This is a genomic window from Pseudomonas fakonensis (genome assembly GCF_019139895.1).
In the GTDB taxonomy this organism is placed as follows: Bacteria; Pseudomonadota; Gammaproteobacteria; order Pseudomonadales; family Pseudomonadaceae; genus Aquipseudomonas; species Aquipseudomonas fakonensis.
In genome coordinates, this window is the sequence record NZ_CP077076.1 from 1,811,293 (window position 1) to 1,836,235 (window position 24,943).

At 61.4% G+C, this 24,943-nt stretch carries 17 protein-coding genes; 12 read left to right on the forward strand and 5 right to left on the reverse strand.

The window, feature by feature from the left end; genetic code table 11:
* Positions 1-23: 23 nt before the first annotated feature.
* Positions 24-880, reverse strand: a protein-coding gene (locus tag KSS94_RS08220) for an IS5 family transposase (RefSeq protein WP_437179995.1) whose coding sequence is annotated in 2 segments (ribosomal slippage) — positions 24-532 and positions 532-880 — 858 coding nt in all. Because the reading frame shifts where the segments join, the coding sequence is not laid out codon by codon here.
* A 197-nt stretch (positions 881-1,077) separates the two neighbouring features.
* Here KSS94_RS08220 and KSS94_RS08225 point away from each other — a divergent pair.
* From KSS94_RS08225 to KSS94_RS08235, 3 genes are all read left to right on the forward strand, one after another.
* A complete protein-coding gene (locus KSS94_RS08225; protein ID WP_217842504.1) occupies positions 1,078-3,357 on the forward strand; it encodes an AAA family ATPase in 2,280 nt (759 codons plus the stop codon).
* Positions 3,344-4,186, forward strand: coding sequence for an HNH endonuclease family protein (locus tag KSS94_RS08230; RefSeq protein WP_217842505.1), 843 nt, complete (start codon positions 3,344-3,346; stop codon positions 4,184-4,186). Before KSS94_RS08225 ends, KSS94_RS08230 begins: the two co-directional genes overlap by 14 nt.
* A gap of 1,327 nt (positions 4,187-5,513) precedes the next feature.
* A complete protein-coding gene (locus tag KSS94_RS08235; protein ID WP_217842506.1) occupies positions 5,514-6,800 on the forward strand; it encodes a phospholipase effector Tle1 domain-containing protein in 1,287 nt (428 codons plus the stop codon).
* Here KSS94_RS08235 and KSS94_RS08240 read toward each other — a convergent pair.
* Complete coding sequence (locus KSS94_RS08240) at positions 6,787-7,140, reverse strand: hypothetical protein (protein ID WP_217842507.1); 354 nt, start codon at positions 7,138-7,140, stop codon at positions 6,787-6,789. The genes KSS94_RS08235 and KSS94_RS08240 overlap by 14 nt on opposite strands.
* 366 nt (positions 7,141-7,506) lie before the next feature.
* On the opposite strand from KSS94_RS08240, the gene KSS94_RS08245 reads away from it, so the two are divergent.
* Complete coding sequence (locus KSS94_RS08245) at positions 7,507-12,372, forward strand: NAD-glutamate dehydrogenase (protein ID WP_217842508.1); 4,866 nt, start codon at positions 7,507-7,509, stop codon at positions 12,370-12,372.
* Positions 12,373-12,514: 142 nt separating this feature from the next.
* Here KSS94_RS08245 and ppsR read toward each other — a convergent pair whose 3' ends face one another.
* Entirely contained in the window at positions 12,515-13,333 is an 819-nt protein-coding gene (gene ppsR / locus KSS94_RS08250) for a posphoenolpyruvate synthetase regulatory kinase/phosphorylase PpsR (protein ID WP_217842509.1), read from the reverse strand.
* Between the two features lie 180 nt (positions 13,334-13,513).
* On the opposite strand from ppsR, the gene ppsA reads away from it, so the two are divergent.
* From ppsA to KSS94_RS08290, 8 genes are all read left to right on the forward strand, one after another.
* On the forward strand, positions 13,514-15,889 hold the full coding sequence (ppsA, locus tag KSS94_RS08255; RefSeq protein ID WP_217842510.1) for a phosphoenolpyruvate synthase: 2,376 nt from the start codon (positions 13,514-13,516) through the stop codon (positions 15,887-15,889).
* 158 nt (positions 15,890-16,047) lie between these two features.
* A complete protein-coding gene (locus KSS94_RS08260) occupies positions 16,048-17,040 on the forward strand; it encodes an alpha/beta fold hydrolase (protein ID WP_217842511.1) in 993 nt (330 codons plus the stop codon).
* Between the two features lie 186 nt (positions 17,041-17,226).
* Positions 17,227-17,718, forward strand: a complete 492-nt coding sequence (gene rraA, locus KSS94_RS08265; protein ID WP_217842512.1) for a ribonuclease E activity regulator RraA — start codon at positions 17,227-17,229, stop codon at positions 17,716-17,718.
* A 27-nt stretch (positions 17,719-17,745) separates the two neighbouring features.
* Positions 17,746-18,741: a divalent cation transporter CmaX gene (cmaX, locus tag KSS94_RS08270; RefSeq protein ID WP_217842513.1), complete on the forward strand. Its 996-nt coding sequence runs from the start codon at positions 17,746-17,748 to the stop codon at positions 18,739-18,741.
* A 120-nt stretch (positions 18,742-18,861) separates the two neighbouring features.
* On the forward strand, positions 18,862-19,125 hold the full coding sequence (locus KSS94_RS08275) for a CrfX protein (protein WP_217842514.1): 264 nt from the start codon (positions 18,862-18,864) through the stop codon (positions 19,123-19,125).
* A gap of 2 nt (positions 19,126-19,127) precedes the next feature.
* Entirely contained in the window at positions 19,128-19,952 is an 825-nt protein-coding gene (locus KSS94_RS08280; protein ID WP_217842515.1) for a mechanosensitive ion channel family protein, read from the forward strand.
* Positions 19,953-20,065: 113 nt separating this feature from the next.
* The gene (gene sigX / locus KSS94_RS08285; protein ID WP_196146931.1) at positions 20,066-20,632 is read left to right on the forward strand and encodes an RNA polymerase sigma factor SigX; all 567 of its coding nucleotides are present in this window, start codon (positions 20,066-20,068) and stop codon (positions 20,630-20,632) included.
* 110 nt (positions 20,633-20,742) lie between these two features.
* Positions 20,743-21,777 (forward strand): OmpA family protein, encoded by a 1,035-nt coding sequence (locus tag KSS94_RS08290; RefSeq protein WP_217842516.1) that lies wholly within the window; start codon positions 20,743-20,745, stop codon positions 21,775-21,777.
* A gap of 210 nt (positions 21,778-21,987) precedes the next feature.
* Here the strand turns inward: KSS94_RS08290 and KSS94_RS08295 are convergent, their stop codons facing one another.
* Both KSS94_RS08295 and KSS94_RS08300 read right to left on the reverse strand, forming a co-directional pair.
* Positions 21,988-23,646, reverse strand: a complete 1,659-nt coding sequence (locus tag KSS94_RS08295) for a bifunctional protein-serine/threonine kinase/phosphatase (RefSeq protein ID WP_217842517.1) — start codon at positions 23,644-23,646, stop codon at positions 21,988-21,990.
* Positions 23,643-24,854 carry a nitrate/nitrite transporter gene (locus tag KSS94_RS08300; RefSeq protein WP_217842518.1) on the reverse strand — a complete coding sequence of 404 codons (1,212 nt, stop codon included), beginning with the start codon at positions 24,852-24,854 and terminating at the stop codon, positions 23,643-23,645. Before KSS94_RS08300 ends, KSS94_RS08295 begins: the two co-directional genes overlap by 4 nt.
* Positions 24,855-24,943 lie beyond the last annotated feature (89 nt).

Consider the following 24,943-nt stretch of genomic DNA (forward strand, 5'->3'; position numbering starts at 1 on the left):
CACAAATATCAGGTGGCAGGTGGCTATGCTCTGTCTGAAAAATACCGTCGCATACACTGCATGACACAGGCCAGCGAGACCATTGCGGCATAACTTTTTGCGAGCTTGTCGAAGCGCGTGACGATTCGGCGGTTCTCTTTTAGCCAGCCGAACATGCGCTCGATGATGTTGCGCTGTCGATATTTGGGGCGATCAAACAGCCTCGGCAAGCCGGGCTTGGGCTTGCGCTTCATTGAGCGGAGCGGTATGACCGGCTGCATCCGATAGCGGTCGCAGTAACGGCGCAAGGCCTCGGCGTCGTAGCCCTTGTCGGCCAGCAACCATTTGCATCGTTTGCGTGGACGGCCACGCTGGCTTGTCGGGATGCTGACCCTATCAAGCAAGGGTTGGGCGTAACTGATGTCACTGGCTTGGCAGCCAGAGAGAAGGAAGCGCAGCGGTATCCCGTTGGCGTCGCATAGCATATGGATTTTGGTTGTCAGGCCGCCGCGACTGCGGCCTAGAGCGTGATCGGCAGGCTCGTCAGGCCCCCTTTTTTCCGTGCTCCAGATGAAGCACGGGTTGCTCGAACAGCAGTGGAGTCGATCATCCAGGTGTGGGGGGCGATCAAGCCTTTGTCATTGAGTTTGAGGTGCAATCGTCTGAGCATCTGATCGAATGTTCCGCGGTTTCGCCAGACTCGGAAGCGGTGATAGACCGTAGCCCAAGACCCGAAGCGCTCAGGCATATCTCGCCAGGCTGCTCCCGAGCAGAGAACCCAGAGCACACCATCGAGCATCAAGCGATCACTATTGCGGGGCCTGTCCCTGACGTGCGCTGCTGTAAACAGATCGGCGACCACTGCCCACGCTTCATCCGAGAGTTCATAACGCTTTGCCATCACAGAATTCCTTTCCGTAGATGGTCGGCAACTGTACAAAACCAAGGCCGTTCCGGCGCCACATTTCAGTTTCTTGGCATTTCAGACAGAGCCTAGGGCGCTTTTGTATGTCAGTGCTCTGTGGGTCAGCGATTGGAAAATTTGATGTCAATATGACATCTTAGTGGTATGACTCCATAAGATTACGGACAGATACCATGTTTTACGACGCGCGCGAATTAAGAGCTCTTTCTATTCTGAAAAAAGTCAAAAAGCACCCTGGATTACAGGCTGCTGATGAAAATGAGCTGATCTATTCATGCATAGCGGTTGTTTCCTACCTGCTATTGCGCGGCGAAGCCCCTGCATCAAGGCCTATTTCCATAGACGAGATGACCGGTATCGGTGAGCACGCTCAGGAGGCCGAGATCCCTCACAACAATGCCCATCTTCCCCACCTCTTCGAGGCACTGCACAGCCCATTTCAAGGCCTGGGCACACGAGGAACAACTGAATTCCTCAATTATCTAATTGATCGCTGCATCAAAAGGCTTACACAGGTTGAGCCGAGGCACTGCAAAATCGTCTCAGGGTTTGCCGGAACGGTATTGAACCACCGTCCATACGACGTCATCGACGTAGTACCCAACGTCGCCGACCTATCTCTCGGCACTAAAAGCCAGGGCATAAAACATTCATTCCTGATGTCGGGAAGGATCAGCAAAGCACAATACAACCTCATCAAGCTTAAACTGCACTGCAGCCAGATCAACATCCGCTTTGTTGACCGCCCCCGTAACCTACCTAACCCCAATGAACATCGTGCTTATCTGATTGACGCGCCCCTCCCTAAAAACCTCTCCGTTGACCAGGATAAATTAATCCACGAAATGGCCTCGGAAGAGATTCTTGAGCAAATCCCTGGAGACCTTGGGGATGGAAGTCTTTACATACTGACACGCAGCGCCAACGGCGTTAATTCTGCAGAATTCAAACGTTCATGGCAGCGTTATCACCGGAGCATGGAGGCCGTCATTGCCTTCGACAGCTACCATGACAACATTTTGAAAAAATTTATCTTCATTGTTTTGAATCGTCAAAATACCCGAAACGATGCCTGCCTCTATATCAACCTCTCCAACAATCCGGCCATCCAGCACCTCGACGCCATCGAACGCTCGATGCTGGCGGGTGCAGTTTATCTTTCCTGGCGCTTTAACGTTCACTCCGTCAAAAATATTTCCGAAAAAGCCACCAGTTTATGGAACAGTCACTTCAAAAATGGCTATCGCAATGTCAATGGGCTCTGCAATGAGATTCTCCAGACACCTGTTCCCAATCGCCACCTTTTCAATGTCAAACGACACGTCAATTTCGCAGAGCGAAAGACGATCACGCAGGACTATAACGTTGAAGAGCTGCTTGAGCATTTGAACTCTGCCACTCCGACATGCCTCTACATCATGGGCAACAATGGATCCGGCAAAAGCTCACTTCTTGGGAAATTGGCAGCACAAATAACCGAGAACAAACAGCCCTCTACAGGCATCACACTTTCGCAATCGAGCCGCTTCCCTAAAATGTCAGGCAACGAGCACTTCTTGTCTTACTGCCTGAAAAACCGTACTCCAAAATATCTGTCTGAGATTGTGCCTAAGCTGATTTCAGCTCTTTGCCGTGACGTAAAAAAACTTGATACCTTTAACCGTTGCCTAGAGCTGCTGGATTTCACACAGAATCTTTATCTAGGCCCAAAACCTCATTCAGATGAATCTTTCGACGTCAATATCGAACATTTGATCTCCATTGGCGAGAGCGCCATTGAAAACGATGAAAGCCTGCGAGACCTCCATGAAGAGTCTCTGGCATTTTATCTGGTTAAAAAAAGCTCACCCGATAATTACATCATTTTCTCAGAGCTGAGCTCTGGCGAGCGAAACATAATAGCCTTACTGGCATTATGCATTGACAGTTCCGCACGAGGAAAAATCGTCCTTCTGGACGAACCGGAGATCAGCCTGCATGTGCGTTGGCAGCAAAGGTTCCCTTTGCTCCTTGAAATCATTTCTCAACACTTGAAAGTTTCGTTCATCACGGCGACGCACTCTCCACTTCTGATTTCCAACGCCCCACTTGACAACACTCACGCTTATACACTTAAAGCCGGAAGCCTCGAATACATTGAGGCCGCGAAGCGACGTTCGGTGGAAACCGCTCTGGTGTCTGTCTTCGATACTTACACACCCTTGAACAAAGAAGTTTACGAGCGCTGCGCCCGACTCGTGGCACTGACGATCGAAGGAAAAAACAGTCAGACCAAACAATTGAAAAAATTTTACAACGATAATTTAAAACAGTTAAAAGACCTGAAAATTACGGTTAAAGCATCCTCCGTCATCAATCATGACAGTCGCCATAAAAGCGACCTCGACCTCATCAACAAAGCCATGGTTGCCATCAAAGCAGTACGTGACGAGGCCAGCGATGCCAGCGCATAAAAACGACATCAGAAACCTTCTGGCGAAATACCGAAAACACTGCATCGGTGATCCCTCAGGCTTGGCAGAGGCGCAGCGCTATATTACCTCGATGACAGACAAAGCCTTGGCTGAATATAAAACCCGTAAAGCGTCAGGCTTCAGCTCAACGACAACCCCCCCTCGCCGAAAAAAAGGTTCGTCTTCGCCCAAGAAAAAGACACTATGGAGTGAGTTTTACGAATACGCGTCACCGACGAACGAAAACGTTACCGGAAAATCCATCAGAAACCACATCCGCACACTGATCGAGGCAGAGCAACACCAGCAGTGCTGCTATTGTCGGCGGCCTTTGCTCAACAACGCCTACGCCAAACCGATCGAGCACATCTTGCCACACAGCATTTTTGTTCAACATACTTTCAATATTCTCAACTTGAGCATTTCCTGCGTCGACTGCAACAGCAAGAAATCTGACGACGTATGGACTGCACACGGGGAAAGATTCTGGCGAACAACTCGCTACCCCACCGCCCGTGCATTCTCCGACATGTACCACCCAAGACTTCATCGCTATGATGAACACATAAAGTTCTTCAGAGTGCAATCAAATACACATTGCATTTCGATATACACAGGCCTGACACCTCAGGGAATAAAACTGTGTGAAAAACTGCTGACGCATATCTCAAAACTCGAAGTCTTCGTCAGCGCCAACTCGGAACTCAAGAAACATATCCAGACCCTCCAGGATGAGCAATCCCAGCCTGGCTCCGCCGCCGGAGACGCCATCGAGGCATTCAAGAAAGCCTTCGACAAAGCCACAGAGGCTATTCTGGAAGATGTCTGAAGGGCGCATCAGCCTGCGGATGCCGGCACAACTTACTGATAAGCTCACTCTTTCCCTCTTCACCACCAAGCCTTCAGGCCGGGGGACGAGATTGGGGCTGTCGATGATCTCCGGGTTTGTTCAGCAATCTAGGGTCTGTGTGAAAAGTCTTGAGACGAAGGTCAGGCAAGGCGAAAACAGCCGAGGAAGCGGAGTTTACGGGTTGTAAATGAGCATTCCGAGGCTGTTTTCAACGCAGCAACACCGAGTATCAAGGCTTTTCACACAGAGACTAGTGTTCCGCTCGGTTTATTCATCTGCGTAAATGGTTTCGCTCAATGATTTCGGGGACTTTTAAATTAACGAATTGCCTGAGCAGGGTGCTAGTTTTGGTTTGGTTTTGAAAGTTGTATGTGCATTCATTATTTGTAGTGACGCTTATTCACCTTTCCGCCCTTACGGCGGCTCACTTTTTGAAGTCCAGAATGCCGGCCAATCAAAAGTAAGCAAAAAAGTCCTCGCTCCATTCATCAGCCCCGCCCGCGGCGGGGTTCCCTCACTCCGGGCTTGCTCCGAGGGTACGCGCCGACGGGCCGTCCCTGGCCCGATCGGCGCTCGACCGGCATCCATGCCGGTCGCCCCCCTACGCAATCCCGCAGTGAAGCCTCCTGAAGTCGCGAAGTTAGGGGCGGCGCCTAGGAGTACGCAGCTCGGTCGCTAGTTGCATTTGTGGGAACTCAGGATCGCAATCGCCGGCCGGCTCCTACAGTGGAACGCGTCAATTTGGCTAACGCATACCACTGTAGGAGCCGGCTTTCCGGCGATAGGGCCCGAACAAACAACATATCAACAACAATTAAACCAATATCCCAGCTCTTGATCTGGCTTCTAAGCGCGCAATAGTTCAGGCAACACAAATCGCGACTTCAGGAGGCCGAGCGTAGGGATTGCGTAGGAGGGCGACCGGCATGGATGCCGGTCGAGCGCCGATCGGGCCAGGGACGGCCCGTCGGCGCGTACCTCCGGAGCAAGCCCGGAGCGAGGGAACCCCCGGAGCGCAGCGTAGGGGGGCCGGATGATGGGAGCAGGGATTTTTTGGTGACTTTGATCCATCAAAAAGTTACCCGCCGTAAGGGCGGAAAGGTGACGAAAAGCCTATATCGTCAATGAATGCGCATACATCTCCAGAAGCAATCACCATAAGCCACGAACCCGAACCCGAACCCGAACCCGAACCCGAACCCGAACCCATATCGAAAATTCCCCCACCCAAATCCACCTACCCCGATTCCCCCACCCCCACCGCCTGTCGCCTGCTGACCTCTTCACATCATGAAGGAGCATGGCGATGAATCAGCAAGCCACCATCCATATAGGCGTATTCTTCGACGGCACCGGCAACAACCAGGCCAACGCCACCACAACCCCCGGCAGCCTGGTGAACGGCAGTTACGCCAATGCCCGCAGCAACATCGCATTGCTGCATGAGTTGTATCCCACCGGCGAGGTAGGCGGGCGCCGCCACCTGAAACTCTACGTACAGGGCATCGGCACCAACGAGGGCCAGCCCGACTCGCTGTTCGCCCAGGCCACCGGCCGTGGCGGATCGGGCGTGATGGCCCGGGTCGAACAGGCATTGGCCACCCTCGGTGAGCGGCTGGCAGCACAGTTGCAGGGCAGGGCTGGGCATGTGGCGTTTGACCTGTTCGGTTTCAGCCGCGGCGCCGCAGCTGCCCGGCACATGGCCAACCGCCTGGGTGCAGGCGAGGCAGGGTTGCCGGCGGCCCTGCAAGGCGAGCGGTCGGTCAACTTCATCGGCCTGTTCGACACGGTGGCAGCGATCGTCGCGCCCCTGCGCGGCAACTTCGACCCGGCCAATACCCGGTACGACGGCCTACGCCTGGGCCTGGGCAAGCATCAGGCGCGCCAGCACGTGCAACTGGTGGCCGGTGACGAGCAGCGGCGTAACTTCCCGCTGCTGCGCAGCGAAAACGACATTGTGGTGCCAGGTGCGCACTCCGATATCGGCGGCGGTTACCTGGAGTCGATGCGCGAGCAGGTGCTGCTGAGCAAACCCTGTTCCAACCGCGTACCGCAAACGACGCCGGCCGAGCGTACGGCGGCCTATGCCGAGGCTGATGCCCTGCTGGCTTCGGCCTTCGCCCACCTGGCCGACCCCAGGCCTCGGGTGCTGGCCTGGGAAGAGTCACTGGCGGGTAACCGGGCGCGCCGGGAAGTGGCAGAAAAACAGGTCTACGCCGCGGTTTACCGGGAACGTGAGGTGTACGGGCACTTGTCTCGGGTCTACCTGAGCATCATGCGCGAATTGGCGGTGCGCGCTGGGGTGCCGCTTGCGGCGCTCGGGGATGAGCCGGCACACCAACTGCCCGCAGAGCTGCAACCGCTGAGCCGCAAGCTGCACGATTACGCGTTGGGCGTCTGCCCGACAGTGCAGTTCACTGACGGGGAAGATGCGCTGCTGCGTGGCAAGTACGTGCACACCTCGGCGCACTGGAATGCAATCAAGGGTTTGCGCAACAGTGCGCTGGACTACCTTTACCTCGACCGGCCAGCTCAGGCCGGCCGGGTGATGCACGACAACCCTGTCGACCAGGCCGGGCTCAAAGCTCGCTGACGAAGGTGCCGGTACCGTCGAGGATGTTGCGCAGGGTCAGCGCCACCTCTTCCAGGTCGGTACCCGCCGAGGTCAGCACGATTTCCAGGGTTTCATCGCCTTTGAGCGCATCGCGGTCGCCGGCCGCCACTTCGATCAGCAGGCGCTGGGCGCTCAGGGTCACCTTCAGGCCATCCAGCGTCGAGGGCTCGTCGTCCAAGGTCAGGTCGACGGTGTCTTCGTCCGGGTAGCGGGTCAGCAGGAACATCTGACCCTTGTCGCTGTGGCAGCACAGGGTCGCCATGTTGTCTTCCTCGTCATCGCAAGGGGTGGCGAAGAGCAGGGCGGTTTTCAGTTGCATGGCGGGGCCTGTGTTCGGGGAATAGACCGCCATGCTACCGCGTCGATTGCGCCAGGGGTATGCCGGCACGGCAGTTGTCAGAGCCATTGTCTTGTGCTGGAGGTACCGGCCTCATCGCCGGCAAGCCGGCTCCTACAGGTACGGCGCAGGCCCCGGGGTGGGGTGCGGTCTTGACCGAATATGTCGCAGCGCTGCAAGCCTCGGTGACCGTTCAGTCGTTAAGCTGCGCCATCGGTGGATGTGCGCAAACGCACGTTCAGCGCCTGGTTTACCGTCCGGCTTGCTACGGGTTGGCTATCGTTGATCCGTACACGGCGGACCTACGCGACGCTTCACCTATAACAAAGCCCAAGCGGAGTACCACAGATGGCGTTTTTCACCGCAGCCAGCAAAGCCGACTTCCAGCACCAACTGCAAGCCGCCCTGGCCCAGCACATCAGCGAGCAGTCACTGCCACAAGTGGCACTGTTCGCCGAACAGTTCTTCGGCATCATCTCTCTGGACGAACTCACCCAGCGCCGGCTGTCCGACCTCGCCGGCTGCACGCTTTCCGCCTGGCGCATCATCGAGCGCTTCGACCCGGCGCAACCCCAGGTGCGGGTCTACAACCCTGATTACGAACGCCACGGCTGGCAGTCCACCCACACGGTGGTGGAGGTGCTGCACCACGACCTGCCGTTTCTGGTCGACTCGGTGCGCACCGAGCTCAACCGCCGCGGCTACAGCATCCACACCCTGCAAACCACTGTGCTCAGTGTGCGCCGCGGCGCCAAGGGCGAGCTGCTCGAGCTGCTGCCCAAGGGCACGCAAGGCGAGAGCGTGGGCCATGAGTCGCTGATGTACCTGGAAATCGACCGCTGCTCCAACCCGGCCGAACTCATCACCCTGGCCAAGGAGCTGGAGCAGGTGCTGGCCGAGGTGCGCGGCGTGGTGGCCGACTTCGAGCCGATGAAGGCCAAGATTCGCCAGTTGCTCGAGCTGGTCGAGCAGAACGCCTTTGGCCCGGCGCAGAATGACAAGGCCGAGGTACAAAGCTTCCTGTCGTGGTTGCTGGACAACCACTTCACCTTCCTCGGCTACGAGGAATTCACCGTCGAGTCCGATGCCGACGGCGGCCACCTGAAGTACGACGAGGGCTCGTTCCTCGGCCTGACCCGCCTGCTGCGCGCAGGGCTGGGCGCCGATGACCTGCGCATCGAGGACTACGCCGTCGCCTACCTGCGCGAGCCGCGCCTGTTGTCGTTCGCCAAAGCCTCGCAACCCAGCCGTGTGCACCGCCCGGCCTACCCGGACTACGTATCGATCCGCCAGATCGACGCCGACGGCAAGGTCATCAAGGAATGTCGCTTCATGGGCCTGTACACCTCGTCGGTGTACGGCGAGAGCGTGCACACCATCCCCTACATTCGCGGCAAGGTCGCTGAAGTGGAGCGTCGTTCGGGGTTCGATGCCAAGGCGCACCTGGGCAAGGAGCTGGCCCAGGTGCTCGAGGTGCTGCCCCGCGACGACCTGTTCCAAACGCCCATCGACGAGCTGTTCACCACGGCCATGTCGATCGTGCAGATTCAGGAGCGCAACAAGATCCGCGTGTTCCTGCGCAAGGACCCGTACGGCCGCTTCTGCTACTGCCTGGCCTACGTGCCGCGGGAAATCTACTCCACCGAAGTGCGCCAGAAGATCCAGCAGGTGCTGATGGAGCGCCTGAAGGCCACCGACTGCGAGTTCTGGACCTTCTTCTCCGAGTCGGTGCTGGCCCGCGTGCAGCTGATTCTGCGGGTCGACCCGAAGAACCGCCTCGAAATCGACCCGCAGCAGTTGGAGAACGAAGTGGTACAGGCCTGCCGTTCGTGGCAGGACGACTTCTCGGCGCTGGTGGTGGAAAACTTCGGCGAGGCCCAGGGCACCAACATCCTCGACGACTTCCCCAAGGGCTTCCCGGCCGGCTACCGCGAACGCTTCGCCGCGCACTCGGCGGTGGTCGACATGCAGCATGTGCTGGGTTTGTCCGAGGCCAAGCCGCTGGCCATGAGCTTCTACCAGCCGCTCACGCAGTTGGGTGAACGCCAGTTGCACTGCAAGCTGTACCACGCCGACACGCCGCTGGCGCTGTCGGACGTGCTGCCGATCCTGGAAAACCTCGGCCTGCGCGTGCTCGGCGAGTTCCCCTACCGCCTGCGCCACGCAAGCGGGCGCGAGTTCTGGATTCACGACTTCGCCTTCACCTACAGCGAAGGCCTGAACCTGGATATCCAGCAGCTCAACGATACGTTCCAGGACGCCTTCGTACACATCGTCAAGGGCGACGCCGAAAACGACGCCTTCAACCGCCTGGTGCTCACCGCCGGCCTGCCATGGCGCGATGTGGCGCTGCTGCGTGCCTACGCCCGCTACCTCAAGCAGATCCGCCTGGGCTTTGACCTGGGTTACATCGCCAGCACCCTGAACAACCACACCGACATCGCCCGCGAGCTGACCCGGTTGTTCAAGACCCGCTTCTACCTGGCGCGCAAACTCACCCAAGAGGACCTCGACGACAAGCAGCTGCGCCTGGAACAGGCCATCCTCACCGCCCTGGACGACGTTCAGGTGCTCAACGAGGACCGCATCCTGCGCCGCTACCTGGACCTGATCAAGGCCACCCTGCGCACCAACTTCTACCAGCCGGACGCCAACGGCCAGAACAAGTCGTACTTCAGCTTCAAGTTCAACCCCAAGCTGATCCCCGAGCTGCCCAAGCCGGTGCCCAAGTTCGAAATCTTCGTTTATTCGCCACGGGTCGAGGGCGTGCACCTGCGCTTTGGCAACGTCGCCCGCGGCGGCCTGCGCTGGTCGGACCGCGAGGAAGACTTCCGCACCGAAGTGCTGGGCCTGGTCAAGGCGCAGCAGGTGAAGAACTCGGTGATCGTGCCGGTGGGTGCCAAGGGCGGCTTCCTGCCGCGCCGCCTGCCGCTGGGCGGCAGCCGCGACGAGATCGCCGCCGAGGGCGTGGCGTGCTACCGCATCTTCATCAGCGGCCTGCTCGACATCACCGACAACCTCAAGGACGGTGGGGTGGTGCCGCCAGCCAACGTTGTTCGCCATGACGATGACGACCCGTACCTGGTGGTGGCTGCAGACAAAGGCACTGCGACCTTCTCCGACATCGCCAACGGCATCGCCATCGACTACGGCTTCTGGCTGGGCGACGCCTTCGCCTCGGGCGGCTCGGCCGGCTACGACCACAAGAAGATGGGCATCACCGCCCGTGGCGCCTGGGTGGGTGTGCAGCGCCACTTCCGCGAGCGCGGCATCAACGTGCAGCAAGACCCGGTCACCGTCATCGGCGTTGGCGACATGGCCGGTGACGTGTTCGGCAACGGCCTGTTGATGTCCGACAAGCTGCAACTGGTGGCGGCGTTCAACCACCTGCACATCTTCATCGACCCCAACCCGGAGCCGGCCAGCAGCTTCAAGGAGCGCCAGCGCCTGTTCGACCTGCCACGCTCGGCCTGGAGCGACTACGACACCGGCATCATGTCCGAAGGCGGCGGGATCTTCCCGCGCAGTGCCAAGAGCATCGCCATCAGCCCGCAGATGAAGGAACGCTTCGCCATCGAGGCCGACCGCCTGACCCCGACCGAGCTGCTGCATGCGCTGCTGAAAGCGCCGGTGGACCTGCTGTGGAACGGCGGTATCGGTACTTACGTCAAGGCCAGCACTGAAAGCCACGCAGATGTCGGCGACAAGGCCAACGATGCCCTGCGGGTCAACGGCAACGAACTGCGCTGCAAGGTGGTGGGCGAGGGCGGCAACCTGGGCATGACCCAGCTGGGCCGTGTCGAGTTCGGCCTGCACGGCGGCGCCACCAATACCGACTTCATCGACAACGCCGGTGGCGTGGACTGCTCCGACCACGAGGTCAACATCAAGATCCTGCTCAACGAAGTGGTGCAGGGTGGCGATATGACCGAGAAGCAGCGCAACCAGCTGCTGGGCAGCATGACCGACGAGGTTGCAGCCCTGGTGTTGGGCAACAACTACAAGCAAACCCAGGCCCTCTCGCTGGCCGCCCGCCGCGCCCGTGAGCGGATCGCCGAGTACAAGCGCCTGATGGCCGACCTTGAAGGCCGCGGCAAGCTGGACCGCGCCATCGAGTTCCTGCCCAGCGAAGAGCAACTGGCCGAGCGCCTGGCCGCAGGCCAGGGTCTGACGCGTGCCGAGCTGTCGGTGCTGATCTCGTACAGCAAGATCGACCTCAAGGAGCAGTTGCTCAAGTCGTTGGTGCCCGACGATGACTACCTCACCCGCGACATGGAAACCGCGTTCCCGCCGTCGCTGGTGAGCAAGTTCGCCGAGGCCATGCGCCGCCACCGCCTCAAGCGCGAGATCGTCAGCACCCAGATCGCCAACGACCTGGTCAACAACATGGGCATCACCTTTGTGCAGCGCCTGAAGGAGTCCACCGGCATGAGCCCGGCCAACGTGGCGGGCGCCTATGTGATCGTGCGCGACATCTTCCACCTGCCGCACTGGTTCCGCCAGATCGAGGCGCTGGACTACCAGGTGCCGGCAGAGGTCCAGCTGACGCTGATGGACGAGCTGATGCGCCTGGGCCGCCGCGCCACCCGCTGGTTCCTGCGCAGCCGGCGCAACGAGCAGGACGCTGGCCGCGACGTCGCCCACTTCGGGCCGAAGATCGCCCAACTGGGGCTCAAGCTAGACGAACTGCTGGAGGGCCCGACCCGCGAACGCTGGATGGTCCGCTACCAGGGCTTCGTCGAGGCCGGCGTACCGGAGCTGCTGGCGCGCATGGTGGCTGGTACCAGCCACCTGTACACCCTGCTTCCGATCATCGAGGCGGCTGACGTTACCGGCCATGACCCGGCGCAGGTGGCCAAGGCGTTCTTCGCCGTGGGCAGTTCGCTGGACCTGACCTGGTACCTGCAGGAAATCAGCAACCTGCCGGTGGAGAACAACTGGCAGGCGCTGGCCCGCGAGGCGTTCCGCGACGATATCGACCTGCAGCAGCGGGCGATTACCATCTCGGTGCTGCAGATGGCCGATGCCCCGCAGGACATGGACGAGCGCGTGGCGCTTTGGTGCGAGCAGCACCGGGTGATGGTGGAGCGCTGGCGCGCCATGCTCGACGACCTGCGCAATGCCACCGGCACCGACTATGCGATGTACGCGGTGGCCAACCGCGAGCTGGTCGACCTGGCCATGAGTGGGCAGGTGGCGGCGGTACCGTCCTGAGCTGTGAGCTGAAATGAAAAAGCCCCGGCAGTGATGCCGGGGCTTTTTTGTCTGGGTTGAGGGCCCTATCGCCGGCAAGCCGGCTACAGGTATCGCATTCCCCTGTAGGAGCCGGCTTGCCGGCGATAGGGCCCTTGCAGGCTTACTTGAACCGCCGCTCGACGCCTTTCTCGACCAGAATCTTCGCCGAAATCTCCTCCACCGAAAAATGCGTGGAATTGATGTTGGGAATGTTCTCCCGGCGGAACAGGTTTTCCACCTCGCGCACCTCGAACTCGCACTGGGCGAAGCTCGAATAGCGGCTGTTGGGCTTGCGCTCGTGACGGATGGCGGTGAGGCGGTCGGGGTCGATGGTCAGGCCGAACAGCTTGTGCTGGTACTTCTTCAGCACTGCCGGCAGTTGCAGGCGCTCCATGTCGTCCTCGGTGAGCGGGTAGTTGGCAGCACGAATGCCGAACTGCATGGCCATGTACAGGCAGGTCGGGGTCTTGCCGCAACGCGACACGCCCACCAGGATCAGGTCGGCCTTGTCGTAGTAGTGGGTGCGCGCGCCGTCGTCGTTGTCGAGGGCGAAGTTCACCGCCTCGATGCGCTCCATGTAGTTGGAATTGCCGCCGATGGAGTGGGATTTGCCCACCGAATACGACGAATGGGCAGTCAATTCCTGCTCGAGCGGGGATAAAAACGTCGAAAAGATGTCGATCATGAAGCCATTGGAGGTGGCCAGGACTTCGCGGATGTCCTGGTTGACGATGGTGTCGAAGATGATCGGGCGTACCCCGTCGCGCTCGGCGGCCATGTTGATTTGCTGGACCATGGCCCGGGCCTTTTCCAGCGAATCGATGTAGGGGCGAGTGAATTTATTGAACGGAATGCTCTCGAATTGAGCGAGCAGGCTTTGCCCCAGGGTCTCTGCCGTGATGCCGGTGCCGTCGGAGATGAAGAACGCGGTTCGTTTCATTTGCGCCAGGGGCCTTAAGCTGCTGAATGTTTCTGGATATGATAGGTTCGGTTTGCCGAACGCGGTTGCTCGGCATTCTCACTTATTTTCCAGGTCCAGGCCACCAGCGCCCGGCCCAGTCGCAGAGTCGACAGGCGGGTGCCATTGAGCTTTTCCAACACAGTTAGTGGAGAGATCACCTTGGTAGAGTACGTAGTTTCCCTCGATAAGCTCGGCGTCCATGATGTGGAGCATGTGGGGGGCAAGAACGCATCCCTGGGCGAGATGATCAGTAATCTTGCCGGCGCCGGCGTATCGGTGCCGGGCGGCTTTGCCACTACGGCTCAGGCGTACCGCGACTTTCTCGAGCAGAGCGGCCTGAACGACAAGATCCACGCCGCGCTCGACGCGCTGGATGTCGACGACGTCAACGCCCTGGCCAAGACCGGCGCGCAAATCCGTCAGTGGGTCATGGAAGCCGAGTTCCCGGCGCGCCTGGACGCCGAGATCCGCACCGCCTTCGCCGAAATGGCCAACGGCAACGACAACATGGCCGTGGCCGTGCGCTCCTCGGCCACCGCCGAAGACCTGCCGGACGCCTCGTTTGCCGGCCAGCAGGAAACCTTCCTCAACATCCGCGGCGTCGATAACGTCATCCGTGCGGCCAAGGAAGTATTCGCCTCGCTGTTCAACGACCGCGCCATCTCGTACCGCGTGCACCAGGGCTTCGACCACAAGCTGGTCGCCCTGTCGGCCGGCGTGCAGCGCATGGTCCGCTCCGAAACCGGCACCGCCGGCGTGATGTTCACCCTGGACACCGAGTCGGGCTTCCGCGATGTGGTGTTCATCACCGGCGCCTACGGCCTGGGCGAAACCGTGGTGCAGGGTGCGGTCAACCCTGACGAATTCTATGTACACAAGAACACCTTGCAGGCCGGCCGCCCGGCCATCCTGCGCCGCAACCTGGGCAGCAAGGCGATCAAGATGGTCTATGGCGAAGAAGCCAAGGCCGGTCGTTCGGTCAAGACCGTCGAGGTCGACCGTGCCGAGCGTGCGCGCTTCTGCCTGAGCGATGACGAAGTCGTTGAGCTGGCCAAGCAAGCCATGATCATCGAGCAGCACTACCAGCGCCCGATGGACATCGAGTGGGCCAAGGACGGTGACGACGGCAAGCTGTACATCGTTCAGGCCCGCCCTGAAACGGTGAAGAGCCGCGCCAGCGCCAATGTGATGGAGCGCTACCTGCTTAAAGAGAAGGGCACCGTGCTGGTCGAAGGCCGCGCCATCGGCCAGCGCATCGGCGCCGGCAAGGTCCGCGTGATCAACGATGTGTCCGAGATGGACAAGGTGCAGCCGGGCGACGTGCTGGTGTCGGACATGACCGACCCGGACTGGGAACCGGTGATGAAGCGCGCCAGCGCCATCGTCACCAACCGTGGCGGGCGTACCTGCCACGCGGCGATCATCGCCCGTGAGCTGGGCATCCCGGCCGTGGTCGGTTGCGGCAACGCCACCCAGGTGCTCAAGGATGGCCAGGGCGTGACGGTGTCCTGCGCCGAAGGCGACACCGGCTACATCTTCGAAGGCGAGCTTGGCTTCGACATCCGCCAGAACTCGGTGGACGCCATGCCGGACCTGCCGTTCAAGATCATGATGAACGTCGGTAACCCGGACCGTGCCTTCGACTTCGCCCAACTGCCCAACGAAGGTGTGGGCCTGGCGCGCCTGGAGTTCATCATCAACCGCATGATCGGCGTGCACCCCAAGGCGCTGCTGAACTACGCAGGCCTGCCGCCGGAGCTCAAAGAGAGCGTCGACAAGCGCATCGCCGGCTACAACGACCCGGTCGGCTTCTACGTCGAGAAGCTGGTCGAGGGCATCAGCACCCTGGCTGCGGCCTTCTACCCGAAAAAGGTCATCGTGCGCCTGTCGGACTTCAAGTCCAACGAATACGCCAACCTGATCGGCGGCAAGTTGTACGAGCCGGAAGAAGAAAACCCGATGCTGGGCTTCCGCGGTGCTTCGCGCTACATCAGCGAGTCGTTCCGTGACTGCTTCGAGCTCGAGTGCCGTGCGCTCAAGCGCGTGCGCAACGAAATGGGCCTGACCAACGTCGAGATCATGGTGCCGTTCGTGCGCACCCTGGGCGAGGCCAGCCAGGTGGTCGACCTGCTCGCCGAGAACGGCCTGGCCCGTGGCGACAACGGCCTGCGTGTGATCATGATGTGCGAACTGCCGTCCAACGCCATTCTGGCCGAAGAGTTCCTCGAATACTTCGACGGCTTCTCGATCGGTTCGAACGACCTGACCCAGCTGACCCTGGGCCTGGACCGCGATTCGGGCATCATCGCCCACCTGTTCGATGAGCGAAACCCGGCCGTCAAGAAGCTGCTGGCCAACGCCATTGCCGCCTGCAACAAGGCCGGCAAGTACATCGGCATCTGCGGCCAGGGCCCGTCGGACCACCCGGACCTGGCCAAGTGGCTGATGGAGCAGGGCATCGAGAGCGTGTCGCTGAACCCGGACTCGGTGCTCGAGACCTGGTTCTTCCTGGCCGAGGGCCAGGGCGCGGCCTGATGTACCCATGCCGGGGCGCCACTCGCGCTCTGGCATGAAACCCTGTAGGAGCGGGCTTGCCCGCGATGGCGTCGGCAAAGACACTTAGGTAGTCTGGCCGGACGCAATCGCGGGCAAGCCCGCTCTCACATCTACACTTCCAGTTTGTTTGTGAACCCATGCAAAGCAGCAGCACCCAATTCCCCGTCGCGTTGCTCAGTGCCGAGCGCCGCGGCGACCTCAGCGAAGACGTCTACCGGATCAAAGCCGGCAACAGCCCCGATGCCAGCGTCGAAATCGCCGTTACCCGCCTGGGCCTGGCCGACCAGGGCCGCGCCCAGGGCGTGCCGGTCATTCTCCTGCATGGCAGTTTTTCCAACCGGCGCTTCTGGTTCTCGCCCAAGGGCATCGGCCTTGGTGCCTACCTGGTGCGCGCCGGATTCGATGTGTGGGTCCCGGAAATGCGCGGCCACGGCCTGTCGCCGCGCAATCGCGACTGGCGCCACAACCAGGTGGCCGACTATGCCCGCTACGACCTGCCGGTAATCGGTGCCTTCGTGCACGAGCAAACCGGCCAGGCGCCACACTGGCTGGGCCACTCGTTGGGCGGCACCACGCTCGCCGCTGCCCTGGGCGGCGGTTATCTGGAGCCGCAGCGGGTGGCTAGCGCTGCGTTGTTCGGCGCCCAGGTCAGCCGGGTTTACTGGCCCTTGAAAGTGCCGCCGGTGGCTTGGGGCGCGAAGCTGCTGCTCAAGCGCTTCGCGCAGATTTCCGGCAGCCGGCTCAAGCGCGGCCCGGAAGACGAGCCGATTGGCCTGGCGCTGGAGAGCCTGCGCTGGAACGGCCTGTTCGGCCGCTTTGGCGACAAGCACAGTGACTGGTGGGCGGGCCTGGCAGAGGTCGAGGTGCCGCTGCTGGCGGTGGCCGGCGCGGGTGACTTCCAGGACCCGGTATGGGCTTGTCGCAAGCTGTTCGAGCAGTTTGGTGGCGACAGCAAGCAGTTCTTGCGGCTGGGGCGCGAGGAAGGTTTCGATGCCTTCGGGCATGTCGACATGCTGGTCAGCAAGGCCGCGCAGGCCCAGGTGTGGCCGCTGGTGGCGCGCTGGCTGAGCGAGCCGCAGGTGGCGGTGCATCCGTCGACCGTGGTGGCTGAGCCGGTGGCGGTGGCCTGAGCGGCCCTCTTCGCGGGCAAGCCCGCTCCCACAGGGTTGTGCAAATCCTGTGGGAGCGGGCTTGCCCGCGAAGAGGGCGGCACTGGCAAACACCAAACTGACTGCCTGGTCCCGGATGACTGCCGTGCCCTGGCGGTGTAGCCTTGCCCTCACATCCGCTTTCGTTGTGACTGACAGGAGCTTCCCATGCAGCATTACGTAACGCCCGACCTCTGCGACGCCTACCCGGACCTGGTACAGGTGCTCGAACCCATGTTCAGCAACTTCGGTGGCCGCGACTCCTTCGGTGGCCAGATCGTCACCATCAAGTGCCATGAAGACAACTCGCTGGTCAAAGAGCAGGTCGAGCTCGACGGCAAGGGCAAGGTGCTGGTGGTCGACGGCGGCGGTTCGCTGCGCCGGGCGCTGCTGGGCGACATGCTCGCTGAAAAGGCCGCCAAGAATGGCTGGGAAGGCCTGGTGATCTACGGCTGCGTGCGCGACGTCGACGTGCTGATCCAGACCGACGTCGGTGTGCAGGCCCTGGCCAGCCACCCGCTGAAGACCGACAAGCGTGGCATCGGTGACTTGAACGTCGCGGTGACCTTCGCCGGCGTGACCTTCCGCCCGGGTGAATACCTCTATGCCGACAATAACGGCGTGATCGTCTCGCCAAGCCCGCTGACAATGCCGGAGTGACGCGCCCCGTGCGCTGATGGAGCTTTGATGTTCGAGGAAGACAACGCGCAGTGGGGCCTGGTGCATGCTCTGGTGCTCGACGGCAAGGGCGGCGCACGGTCCATCGCCCGCACCGAGCTGGACGGCCTGCAGTTGCAGGCCCTAGAAAGCCTGTGGCTGCACTGGGACCGCAGCCACCCGCAGACCCGCACCTGGCTGCTGCAGGACAGTGGCCTGAGTGCGTTTGCCTGTGACCTTCTGCTGGAAGAGAACACCCGCCCGCGCCTGTTGCAGATGGCCGACGAGCAGATGCTTTTGTTCCTGCGCGGGGTCAACCTCAACCCCGGTGCCGAGCCCGAAGACATGGTCTCGGTACGCATCTTTGCCGAGGCGCGGCGGGTGATCTCGTTGCGCCTGCGGCCGTTGCGCGCCAGTGACGAGGTGTTGCAGCAACTGGAGGAGGGCAGGGGGCCGAAGTCGGCCTCTGAATTGTTGCTGTTGATGGGTGAACTGCTGACTGAAAAGGTCCAGGCGCTGGTCAGCGACCTTTCCGAGGCCGTCGACGACGAAGAAGAGAAGGTGGAAACCGACGAGCGGTATACGCCCGAGCATGGCAGCTTGCAGCAGATACGCCGTCGTGCTGCCGGCCTGCGCCGCTTTCTGGCACCGCAGCGGGACATTTACGCACAGCTGTCGCGCAACAAGTGCAGCTGGTTCGCCGACCCTGACGGCGACTACTGGAACGAGCTGAACAACAGCCTGATCCGCTACCTCGAAGAGTTGGAGCTGGCCCGCGAGCGCGCCGCACTGGTGCTGGAGAGCGAGGACCGGCGGCGCAGCGAGCGGATGAACCGGACCATGTACCGCTTCGGCATCATCACCTGCATCTTCTTGCCCATGAGCTTCGTCACCGGTTTGCTGGGGATCAACGTGGGCGGGATTCCGGGCTCGAGCAGCCCGTATGGCTTCTTGTTCGCCAGCCTGATCGTGCTGGGGCTGGCAGTGGGGCAGTGGTGGTTGTTCCGCAGGTTGCGGTGGGTATAGATAGCCTGCCTGTGCCGGCCTCTTCGCGGGCACTGATCGATTTTGAAACATGTGCCCGTGGGCAATGTGTGACCGATTACCCGGCCACCTCGTCTCTGACTGACACTGCGTGAGGTGCACATGCACGATCCGTTCGAAGAATCCCTGCGTGACCTGCTCAAGGCGTCGCCGTCCGGCCAGGACCGTGACGACGCCGCCTGCCTGGGTCGCGTGCTGAAAACCGCCAACCGCCAGGTGGGCGCGGGCGATCTGTTCAGCCTGCTTGGCCGTTGGAGCCAGGCGCTGCTGATTGCCGTCAACAATGGCTCGGCGCATGTCGCGCCGGTGCGACGCAACGCTACCCGCAAACCTGCCGCTGGCAGCACTGTAGATAAGGCCGATTGAATATGGAACTCGATCTCTGGACCCAGAGTCTGGTCACCGCCATGACTGCCCTTTGGACCAAGGTGGCGAACTTCATCCCCAACCTGTTCGGCGCGCTGGTGGTGGTGCTGTTGGGCTTCGTCGTGGCGAAGCTGCTGGACACCCTGCTGTCGAAACTGCTCGCCAAGTTTGGCCTGGACCGCCTGATGAGCGGCACCGGGCTGACCAAAATGCTGGCCCGGGTCGGCATCCAGGTGCCGATCTCGACCCTGATCGGCAAGATCGTCTATTGGTTCGTGCTGCTGATCTTCCTCGTCTCTGCGGCCGAATCCCTCGGCCTTGAGCGGGTTTCGGCCACGCTCGACATGCTTGCCCTGTACCTGCCCAAAGTGTTCGGCGCAGCGCTGGTGCTGCTGGCCGGCGTGCTGCTGGCCCAGGTGGCCAACGGCCTGACCCGCGGCGCTGCCGAAGGCATTGGCCTTGAGTATTCGGCGGGCCTGGGGCGTATCGTTCAGGGGCTGGTGATCATCATCGCCATCTCGGTGGCGATCAGCCAGCTGGAGGTCAAGACCGACCTGCTCAACCACGTGATCGTCATCGGCTTGATTACCGTTGGTCTGGCCGTTGCGCTGGCCATGGGCCTGGGCAGCCGTGAAATTGCCGGGCAAATTCTGGCCGGCATTTACGTGCGTGAACTCTACCAGGTAGGCCAGCACGTGCAGATTGGCGAGGTCGAAGGCCATATCGAGGAGATCGGCACGGTCAAGACCGTGCTGCTGACCGATGAGGGCGAACTGGTGTCGCTGTCCAACCGTGTATTGCTCGAGCAGCGCGTGAGTAGCCGCTGAGCGAGCAAAAGCTGTTAATGTATGCCGCCGCAAAATTCGGCCCCGACGGGCCGAGCGGCGACATTGACCTGACTGTCGGCCTGAACCGTTTGAACAAAGACCACTCGCCGCCCATGCGCTACGACCCCCGAGCACTCACCGACGAGGAGTTGGTGGCGCGTTCGCATGAGGAGCTGTTTCACGTTACCCGCGCCTATGAAGAGCTCATGCGGCGCTACCAGCGCACGCTGTTCAACGTCTGTGCGCGTTATTTGGGGAACGACCGCGATGCCGACGATGTCTGTCAGGAGGTGATGCTGAAAGTGCTGTACGGGTTGAAGAACTTCGAGGGCAAATCCAAGTTCAAAACCTGGCTCTACAGCATCACCTACAACGAATGCATCACCCAGTACCGCAAGGAGCGTCGCAAGCGACGGCTGATGGATGCCCTGAGCCTGGACCCTGTCGAAGAGGCGTCCGAGGACAAGGCACCTAAGCCTGAAGAAAAAGGCGGGCTGGATAAATGGCTGGTGCACGTGAACCCGATCGACCGTGAAATCCTGGTGCTGCGATTTGTCGCGGAGCTGGAATTCCAGGAGATTGCCGACATCATGCACATGGGCCTGAGCGCCACGAAAATGCGTTACAAGCGTGCGCTCGACAAGCTTCGCGAGAAATTTGCAGGCCTGACTGAAACTTAGTGGCCAGCAAATATCTCTAACGAACCGGCGAGTTCTGCTAGACTTGCCGTCGAGTTGTCCCCCGGATTTTGGTGGGACTGCTTAACTATCACCAGATGGGGATTTAACGGATGAAATTGAAAAACACCTTGGGCTTGGCCATTGGTTCGCTTGTAGCTGCCGCTTCGTTCGGCGCTCTGGCACAAGGTCAAGGCGCCGTTGAGGTCGAAGGCTTCTACAAGAAAGAATTCTTCGACAGCCAGCGCGACTTCAAAAACGACGGCAACCTGTTCGGCGGCTCGATCGGTTACTTCCTGACCGACGACGTTGAACTGCGTCTGGGCTACGACGAAGTACACAACGCTCGTGGCGACGACGGCAAGAACATCAAGGGCTCGAACACCGCCCTGGACGCCGTTTACCACTTCAACAACCCGTACGACGCCATCCGTCCGTACGTATCGGCAGGTTTCTCGCACCAGTCCCTGGGCCAGACCGGCCGTGGCGGTCGTAACCAGTCGACCTTCGCCAATGTTGGCGCTGGCGCCAAGTGGTACATCACCGACATGTTCTACGCCCGTGCCGGCGTTGAAGCCCAGTACAACATCGACCAGGGTGACACCGAGTGGGCCCCGAGCGTTGGTGTTGGCCTGAACTTCGGCGGTAGCCCGAAGCACGCCGAAGCTGCTCCTGCTCCAGTAGCCGAAGTCTGCTCCGACAGCGACAACGACGGCGTTTGCGACAACGTCGACAAGTGCCCGGACACCCCGGCCAACGTCACCGTTGACGCCGATGGCTGCCCGGCTGTTGCCGAAGTCGTTCGTGTTGAGCTGGACGTCAAGTTCGACTTCGACAAGTCGGTCGTCAAGCCAAACAGCTACGGCGACATCAAGAACCTGGCTGACTTCATGAAGCAGTACCCACAGACCACCACCACCGTGGAAGGTCACACTGACTCCGTCGGCCCAGATGCTTACAACCAGAAGCTGTCCGAGCGTCGTGCCAATGCTGTCAAGCAGGTCCTGACCCAGCAGTACGGCATCGAATCCAACCGTGTTGACTCGGTTGGCTACGGTGAGACCCGTCCGGTTGCCGACAACGCCACCGAAGCTGGCCGCGCCGTTAACCGTCGCGTAGAAGCTCAGGTAGAAGCCCAGGCCAAGTAATTGGTTTGAAGCTTGACGAAAAACCCGGCCTCGGCCGGGTTTTTCTTTGCCTGCGATTTCTCAGCGGGCAGTTCTCTCCCCCCTGTAGGAGCGGCCTTGTGTCGCGAAAGGGCTGCGAAGCGGCCCCAGGATTTGCGCATCATGCAAGATCGCCGGGGCTGCTACGCAGCCCTTTCGCGACACAAGGCCGCTCCTACAGGGGGGCTGATTTCAGTGCTTGATCAGCATCAGCAACAACACCAAATTCAACAGCAACGACAGCAACCCCAGCGTGCGCCACACCTTCAGCGGCTCGCGCTCCAGCAACGGCCGTGGCCGCTCCGCCAGCTCCTGGCGGTCCCCTCGCTCCAGCAGCAACAACCACTGCTCGGCTGTTTCGAAGCGTTGCGCCGGGTCCGCTGCCACGGCCTGCAACAGGTTGCACTGCAACCACTCGGGCAGGTCCGGGCGATACCGCGCAGGGTCGACCGCTGTGCCGAAACGCGGCCGTTGGAACGCCTCGACTTCGCCGTAGGGGTAATGGCCGGTCAGCAGGTAATAAAGGGTGACGCCTGCGGCGTACAGGTCCTGGCGCGGCCCGGGCGGCAGGCCATCGAAGGCTTCCGGGGCAATGAACGACGGGGTGCCTGGCAAACTGTGGGGCTGATCCTCGCAAAGCCCCGGGCAGTAGGCCAGCCCGAAGTCCAGCAGGCGTAGCTGGCCATCACTGCCCAGGTGCAGGTTGTCCGGCTTGATATCGCGGTGCAGCAGGTTGCGCCGGTGCAGCACGCCCACTGCCTGCAGCAGCTGGCGGGCGACTTCCAGCCATTGCGCCAATGGCAACGGCGGCTGACCGGCCAAGGTCGCACCGGGGTATTCGCGCATCAGGTAATAAAGGTGCTGGCGCTGGCTGGCCGGGTGCACTTCGGGGAAGTGGCGGCCGGCGACCCGGCGCAGGAACCATTCTTCCAGCAGCAACGCCTGGGCCGCGCCGGGTTCGTCTTCACGGGCCAGAGGCAATGTTTTGAGCAGCCATGCCTGGCCTTGCGGGTCGCGTACCCGGTACAGCAGCGACTGGCGGCTCTGCGCCAGCACGCCGTCGACCCGCCAGCCATCGATCGCCTGGCCCTCGCGCAGGGCGCCGGGCAGTGGCCAGTGCTGCAATTGCGCCAAGGTGTCGCCCAGGTTGCCGGCACCCAGGCCGTCGACCTGCACCAGCAATGCGCTGGCGTTATCCTGGCTGCCACTGTGGTGGGCGGTCGCTACCAGGGTGTTTGCCGCCTCCTGCAGGTCGGGGTGTTCGCGCAGGATGCTGTGGATGCGCTGGTCGCCCAGGCAGGCCCACACGCCGTCGCTCAGCAGCACGAAGCGCTCGCCTTCATGCAGCTCGCCGTCCAGGTAGTCCACCAGCAGGTGCTGGTCCAGGCCCAAGGCACGCTTGAGCACATGCTGCATGCCTGGCTGGTCCCATACATGGTCTTCGCTCAGGCACTGCAGGCGCCCGTCGTGCCAGCGGTACGCGCGGCAATCACCGACATGCGCCAGGGTGAAGCGCCGGCCGCGCAGCACCAGGGCGCTGAGGGTGGTGAGCAGCGGTTGGCCATTGCCTTGGGCGCGTAGCCAGCGGTTCTGCGCCAGCAGTAGTTTGTCCAGGGCCTGGGCCACCCCCCAGGTGGCGGGGGTGGCGTAATAGTCCAGGGCCAAAGCCTGCAAGCTGGCCCGTGCCGCCAGCCCGCCATCGGCGCATTGGCTGACGCCGTCGGCAAGGGCGAACAGGTAGCCTTTGCTGGCGGCCAGTTCCGGCGCGGGGGTGACCAGGCGCAGGGCGTCCTGGTTTTCCTCCCGCGGGCCGGTGGCGGTGGCTTGGGCGAAGCTCAGGCGCAGGCTCATACCCGCGCCGCAGTGACCGCCGCCGAGCCCCAGGTGGTGCGCCAGCGCTGCTTGACCCCATACAGGCCGAACCAGGCCAGCACGCCGAGGCTTGCGAACAGCCACAGGCCCAGTTGGTAGTCACCGGTGTGCTGCTTGATGGTGCCAAGGCCGGCTGCCAACAGGAAACCACCGATGCCGCCGGCCATGCCGATCAGCCCGGTCATCACGCCGATTTCCTGGCGAAAACGCTGCGGTACCAGCTGGAACACCGCACCGTTACCGGCACCCAGGCCGAGCATGGCGCTGACGAACAAGGCCAGGGCCGCCGCCGCGCTGGGCAGGTTGAAACCGACTGCAGCGATGCACAGGGCCGCCACGCTGTACATCGCCAGCAAGGTGCGGATGCCGCCGAAGCGGTCGGCCAGGGCGCCGCCCAGCGGGCGCATCAGGCTACCGGCGAACACGCAGGCGGCGGTGTAGTAGCCGGCAGTGATCGGGCTCAGGCCGTACTGGTCGCTGAAGTAGCCGGGCAGGGCACTGGCCAGGCCGATGAAGCCGCCGAAGGTGACGCTGTAGAAAAACATGAACCACCAGCTGTCGCGGTCACCCAAAGCTTTGAGGTAGTCGGCCATGGCCTTGGGCTTGGGGCGCTGTGGGGCGTTGCGCGCCAGCAGGGCGAACAGCGCGAGGGTCAGCAGCAGCGGCAGCAGGGCAAAACCGAACACGTTGTTCCAGCCAAAGCCCGCTGCCAGCAGCGGAGCCAGCAGCGCGGCGAACACCGTGCCCGAGTTGCCGGCACCGGCGATACCCATGGCTTTGCCTTGGTGCTGCGGCGGGTACCACTGCGAGGCCAGCGGCAACGACACGGCGAACGAAGCACCGGCGACGCCGAGGAACACGCCCAGTAGCAGCGCCTGCTCATAGGTACGCACGCCCAGGTGCCAGGCGCAGGCCAGCGCGACGATGACGATCACCTGGCCGATCAGCCCGGCAGTTTTTGGTGACAAGCGGTCCACCAGCACGCCCATGACAAAGCGCAGTATGGCGCCTGCCAGAATCGGCGTGGCGACCATCAGGCCCCGCTGTTGGGCAGTCAGTTGCAGGTCGGCGGCAATCTGCACCGCCAGGGGGCCGAGCAGGTACCAGACCATGAAGCTCAGGTCGAAATAAAGGAAGGCGGCGAACAGCGTGGGCACATGCCCGGATTTCCAGAAGCTCGTATTCATCGAACACCTCGTTCGGCGTGCAACGCAGGGGCGGAAACGAAAAAGACGCCGCTGCCCGGTCCACAGGTGTGGAAGGGGGAGCGACGTCT

Bases quoted from the DNA above. Each gene is read 5' to 3' on its own strand.
- cmaX (WP_217842513.1), top strand. From the start codon at position 17,746: ATGTTCGAGGAAGACAACGCGCAGTGGGGCCTGGTGCATGCTCTGGTG.
- KSS94_RS08280 (WP_217842515.1), top strand. From the start codon at position 19,128: ATGGAACTCGATCTCTGGACCCAGAGTCTGGTCACCGCCATGACTGCC.
- KSS94_RS08230 (WP_217842505.1), top strand. From the start codon at position 3,344: ATGCCAGCGCATAAAAACGACATCAGAAACCTTCTGGCGAAATACCGA.
- KSS94_RS08295 (WP_217842517.1), bottom strand. From the start codon at position 23,646: ATGAGCCTGCGCCTGAGCTTCGCCCAAGCCACCGCCACCGGCCCGCGG.
- KSS94_RS08245 (WP_217842508.1), top strand. From the start codon at position 7,507: ATGGCGTTTTTCACCGCAGCCAGCAAAGCCGACTTCCAGCACCAACTG.
- sigX (WP_196146931.1), top strand. From the start codon at position 20,066: ATGCGCTACGACCCCCGAGCACTCACCGACGAGGAGTTGGTGGCGCGT.
- KSS94_RS08240 (WP_217842507.1), bottom strand. From the start codon at position 7,140: ATGCAACTGAAAACCGCCCTGCTCTTCGCCACCCCTTGCGATGACGAG.
- ppsR (WP_217842509.1), bottom strand. From the start codon at position 13,333: ATGAAACGAACCGCGTTCTTCATCTCCGACGGCACCGGCATCACGGCA.
- rraA (WP_217842512.1), top strand. From the start codon at position 17,227: ATGCAGCATTACGTAACGCCCGACCTCTGCGACGCCTACCCGGACCTG.
- KSS94_RS08260 (WP_217842511.1), top strand. From the start codon at position 16,048: ATGCAAAGCAGCAGCACCCAATTCCCCGTCGCGTTGCTCAGTGCCGAG.
- KSS94_RS08290 (WP_217842516.1), top strand. From the start codon at position 20,743: ATGAAATTGAAAAACACCTTGGGCTTGGCCATTGGTTCGCTTGTAGCT.
- KSS94_RS08225 (WP_217842504.1), top strand. From the start codon at position 1,078: ATGTTTTACGACGCGCGCGAATTAAGAGCTCTTTCTATTCTGAAAAAA.
- KSS94_RS08275 (WP_217842514.1), top strand. From the start codon at position 18,862: ATGCACGATCCGTTCGAAGAATCCCTGCGTGACCTGCTCAAGGCGTCG.
- KSS94_RS08235 (WP_217842506.1), top strand. From the start codon at position 5,514: ATGAATCAGCAAGCCACCATCCATATAGGCGTATTCTTCGACGGCACC.
- KSS94_RS08300 (WP_217842518.1), bottom strand. From the start codon at position 24,854: ATGAATACGAGCTTCTGGAAATCCGGGCATGTGCCCACGCTGTTCGCC.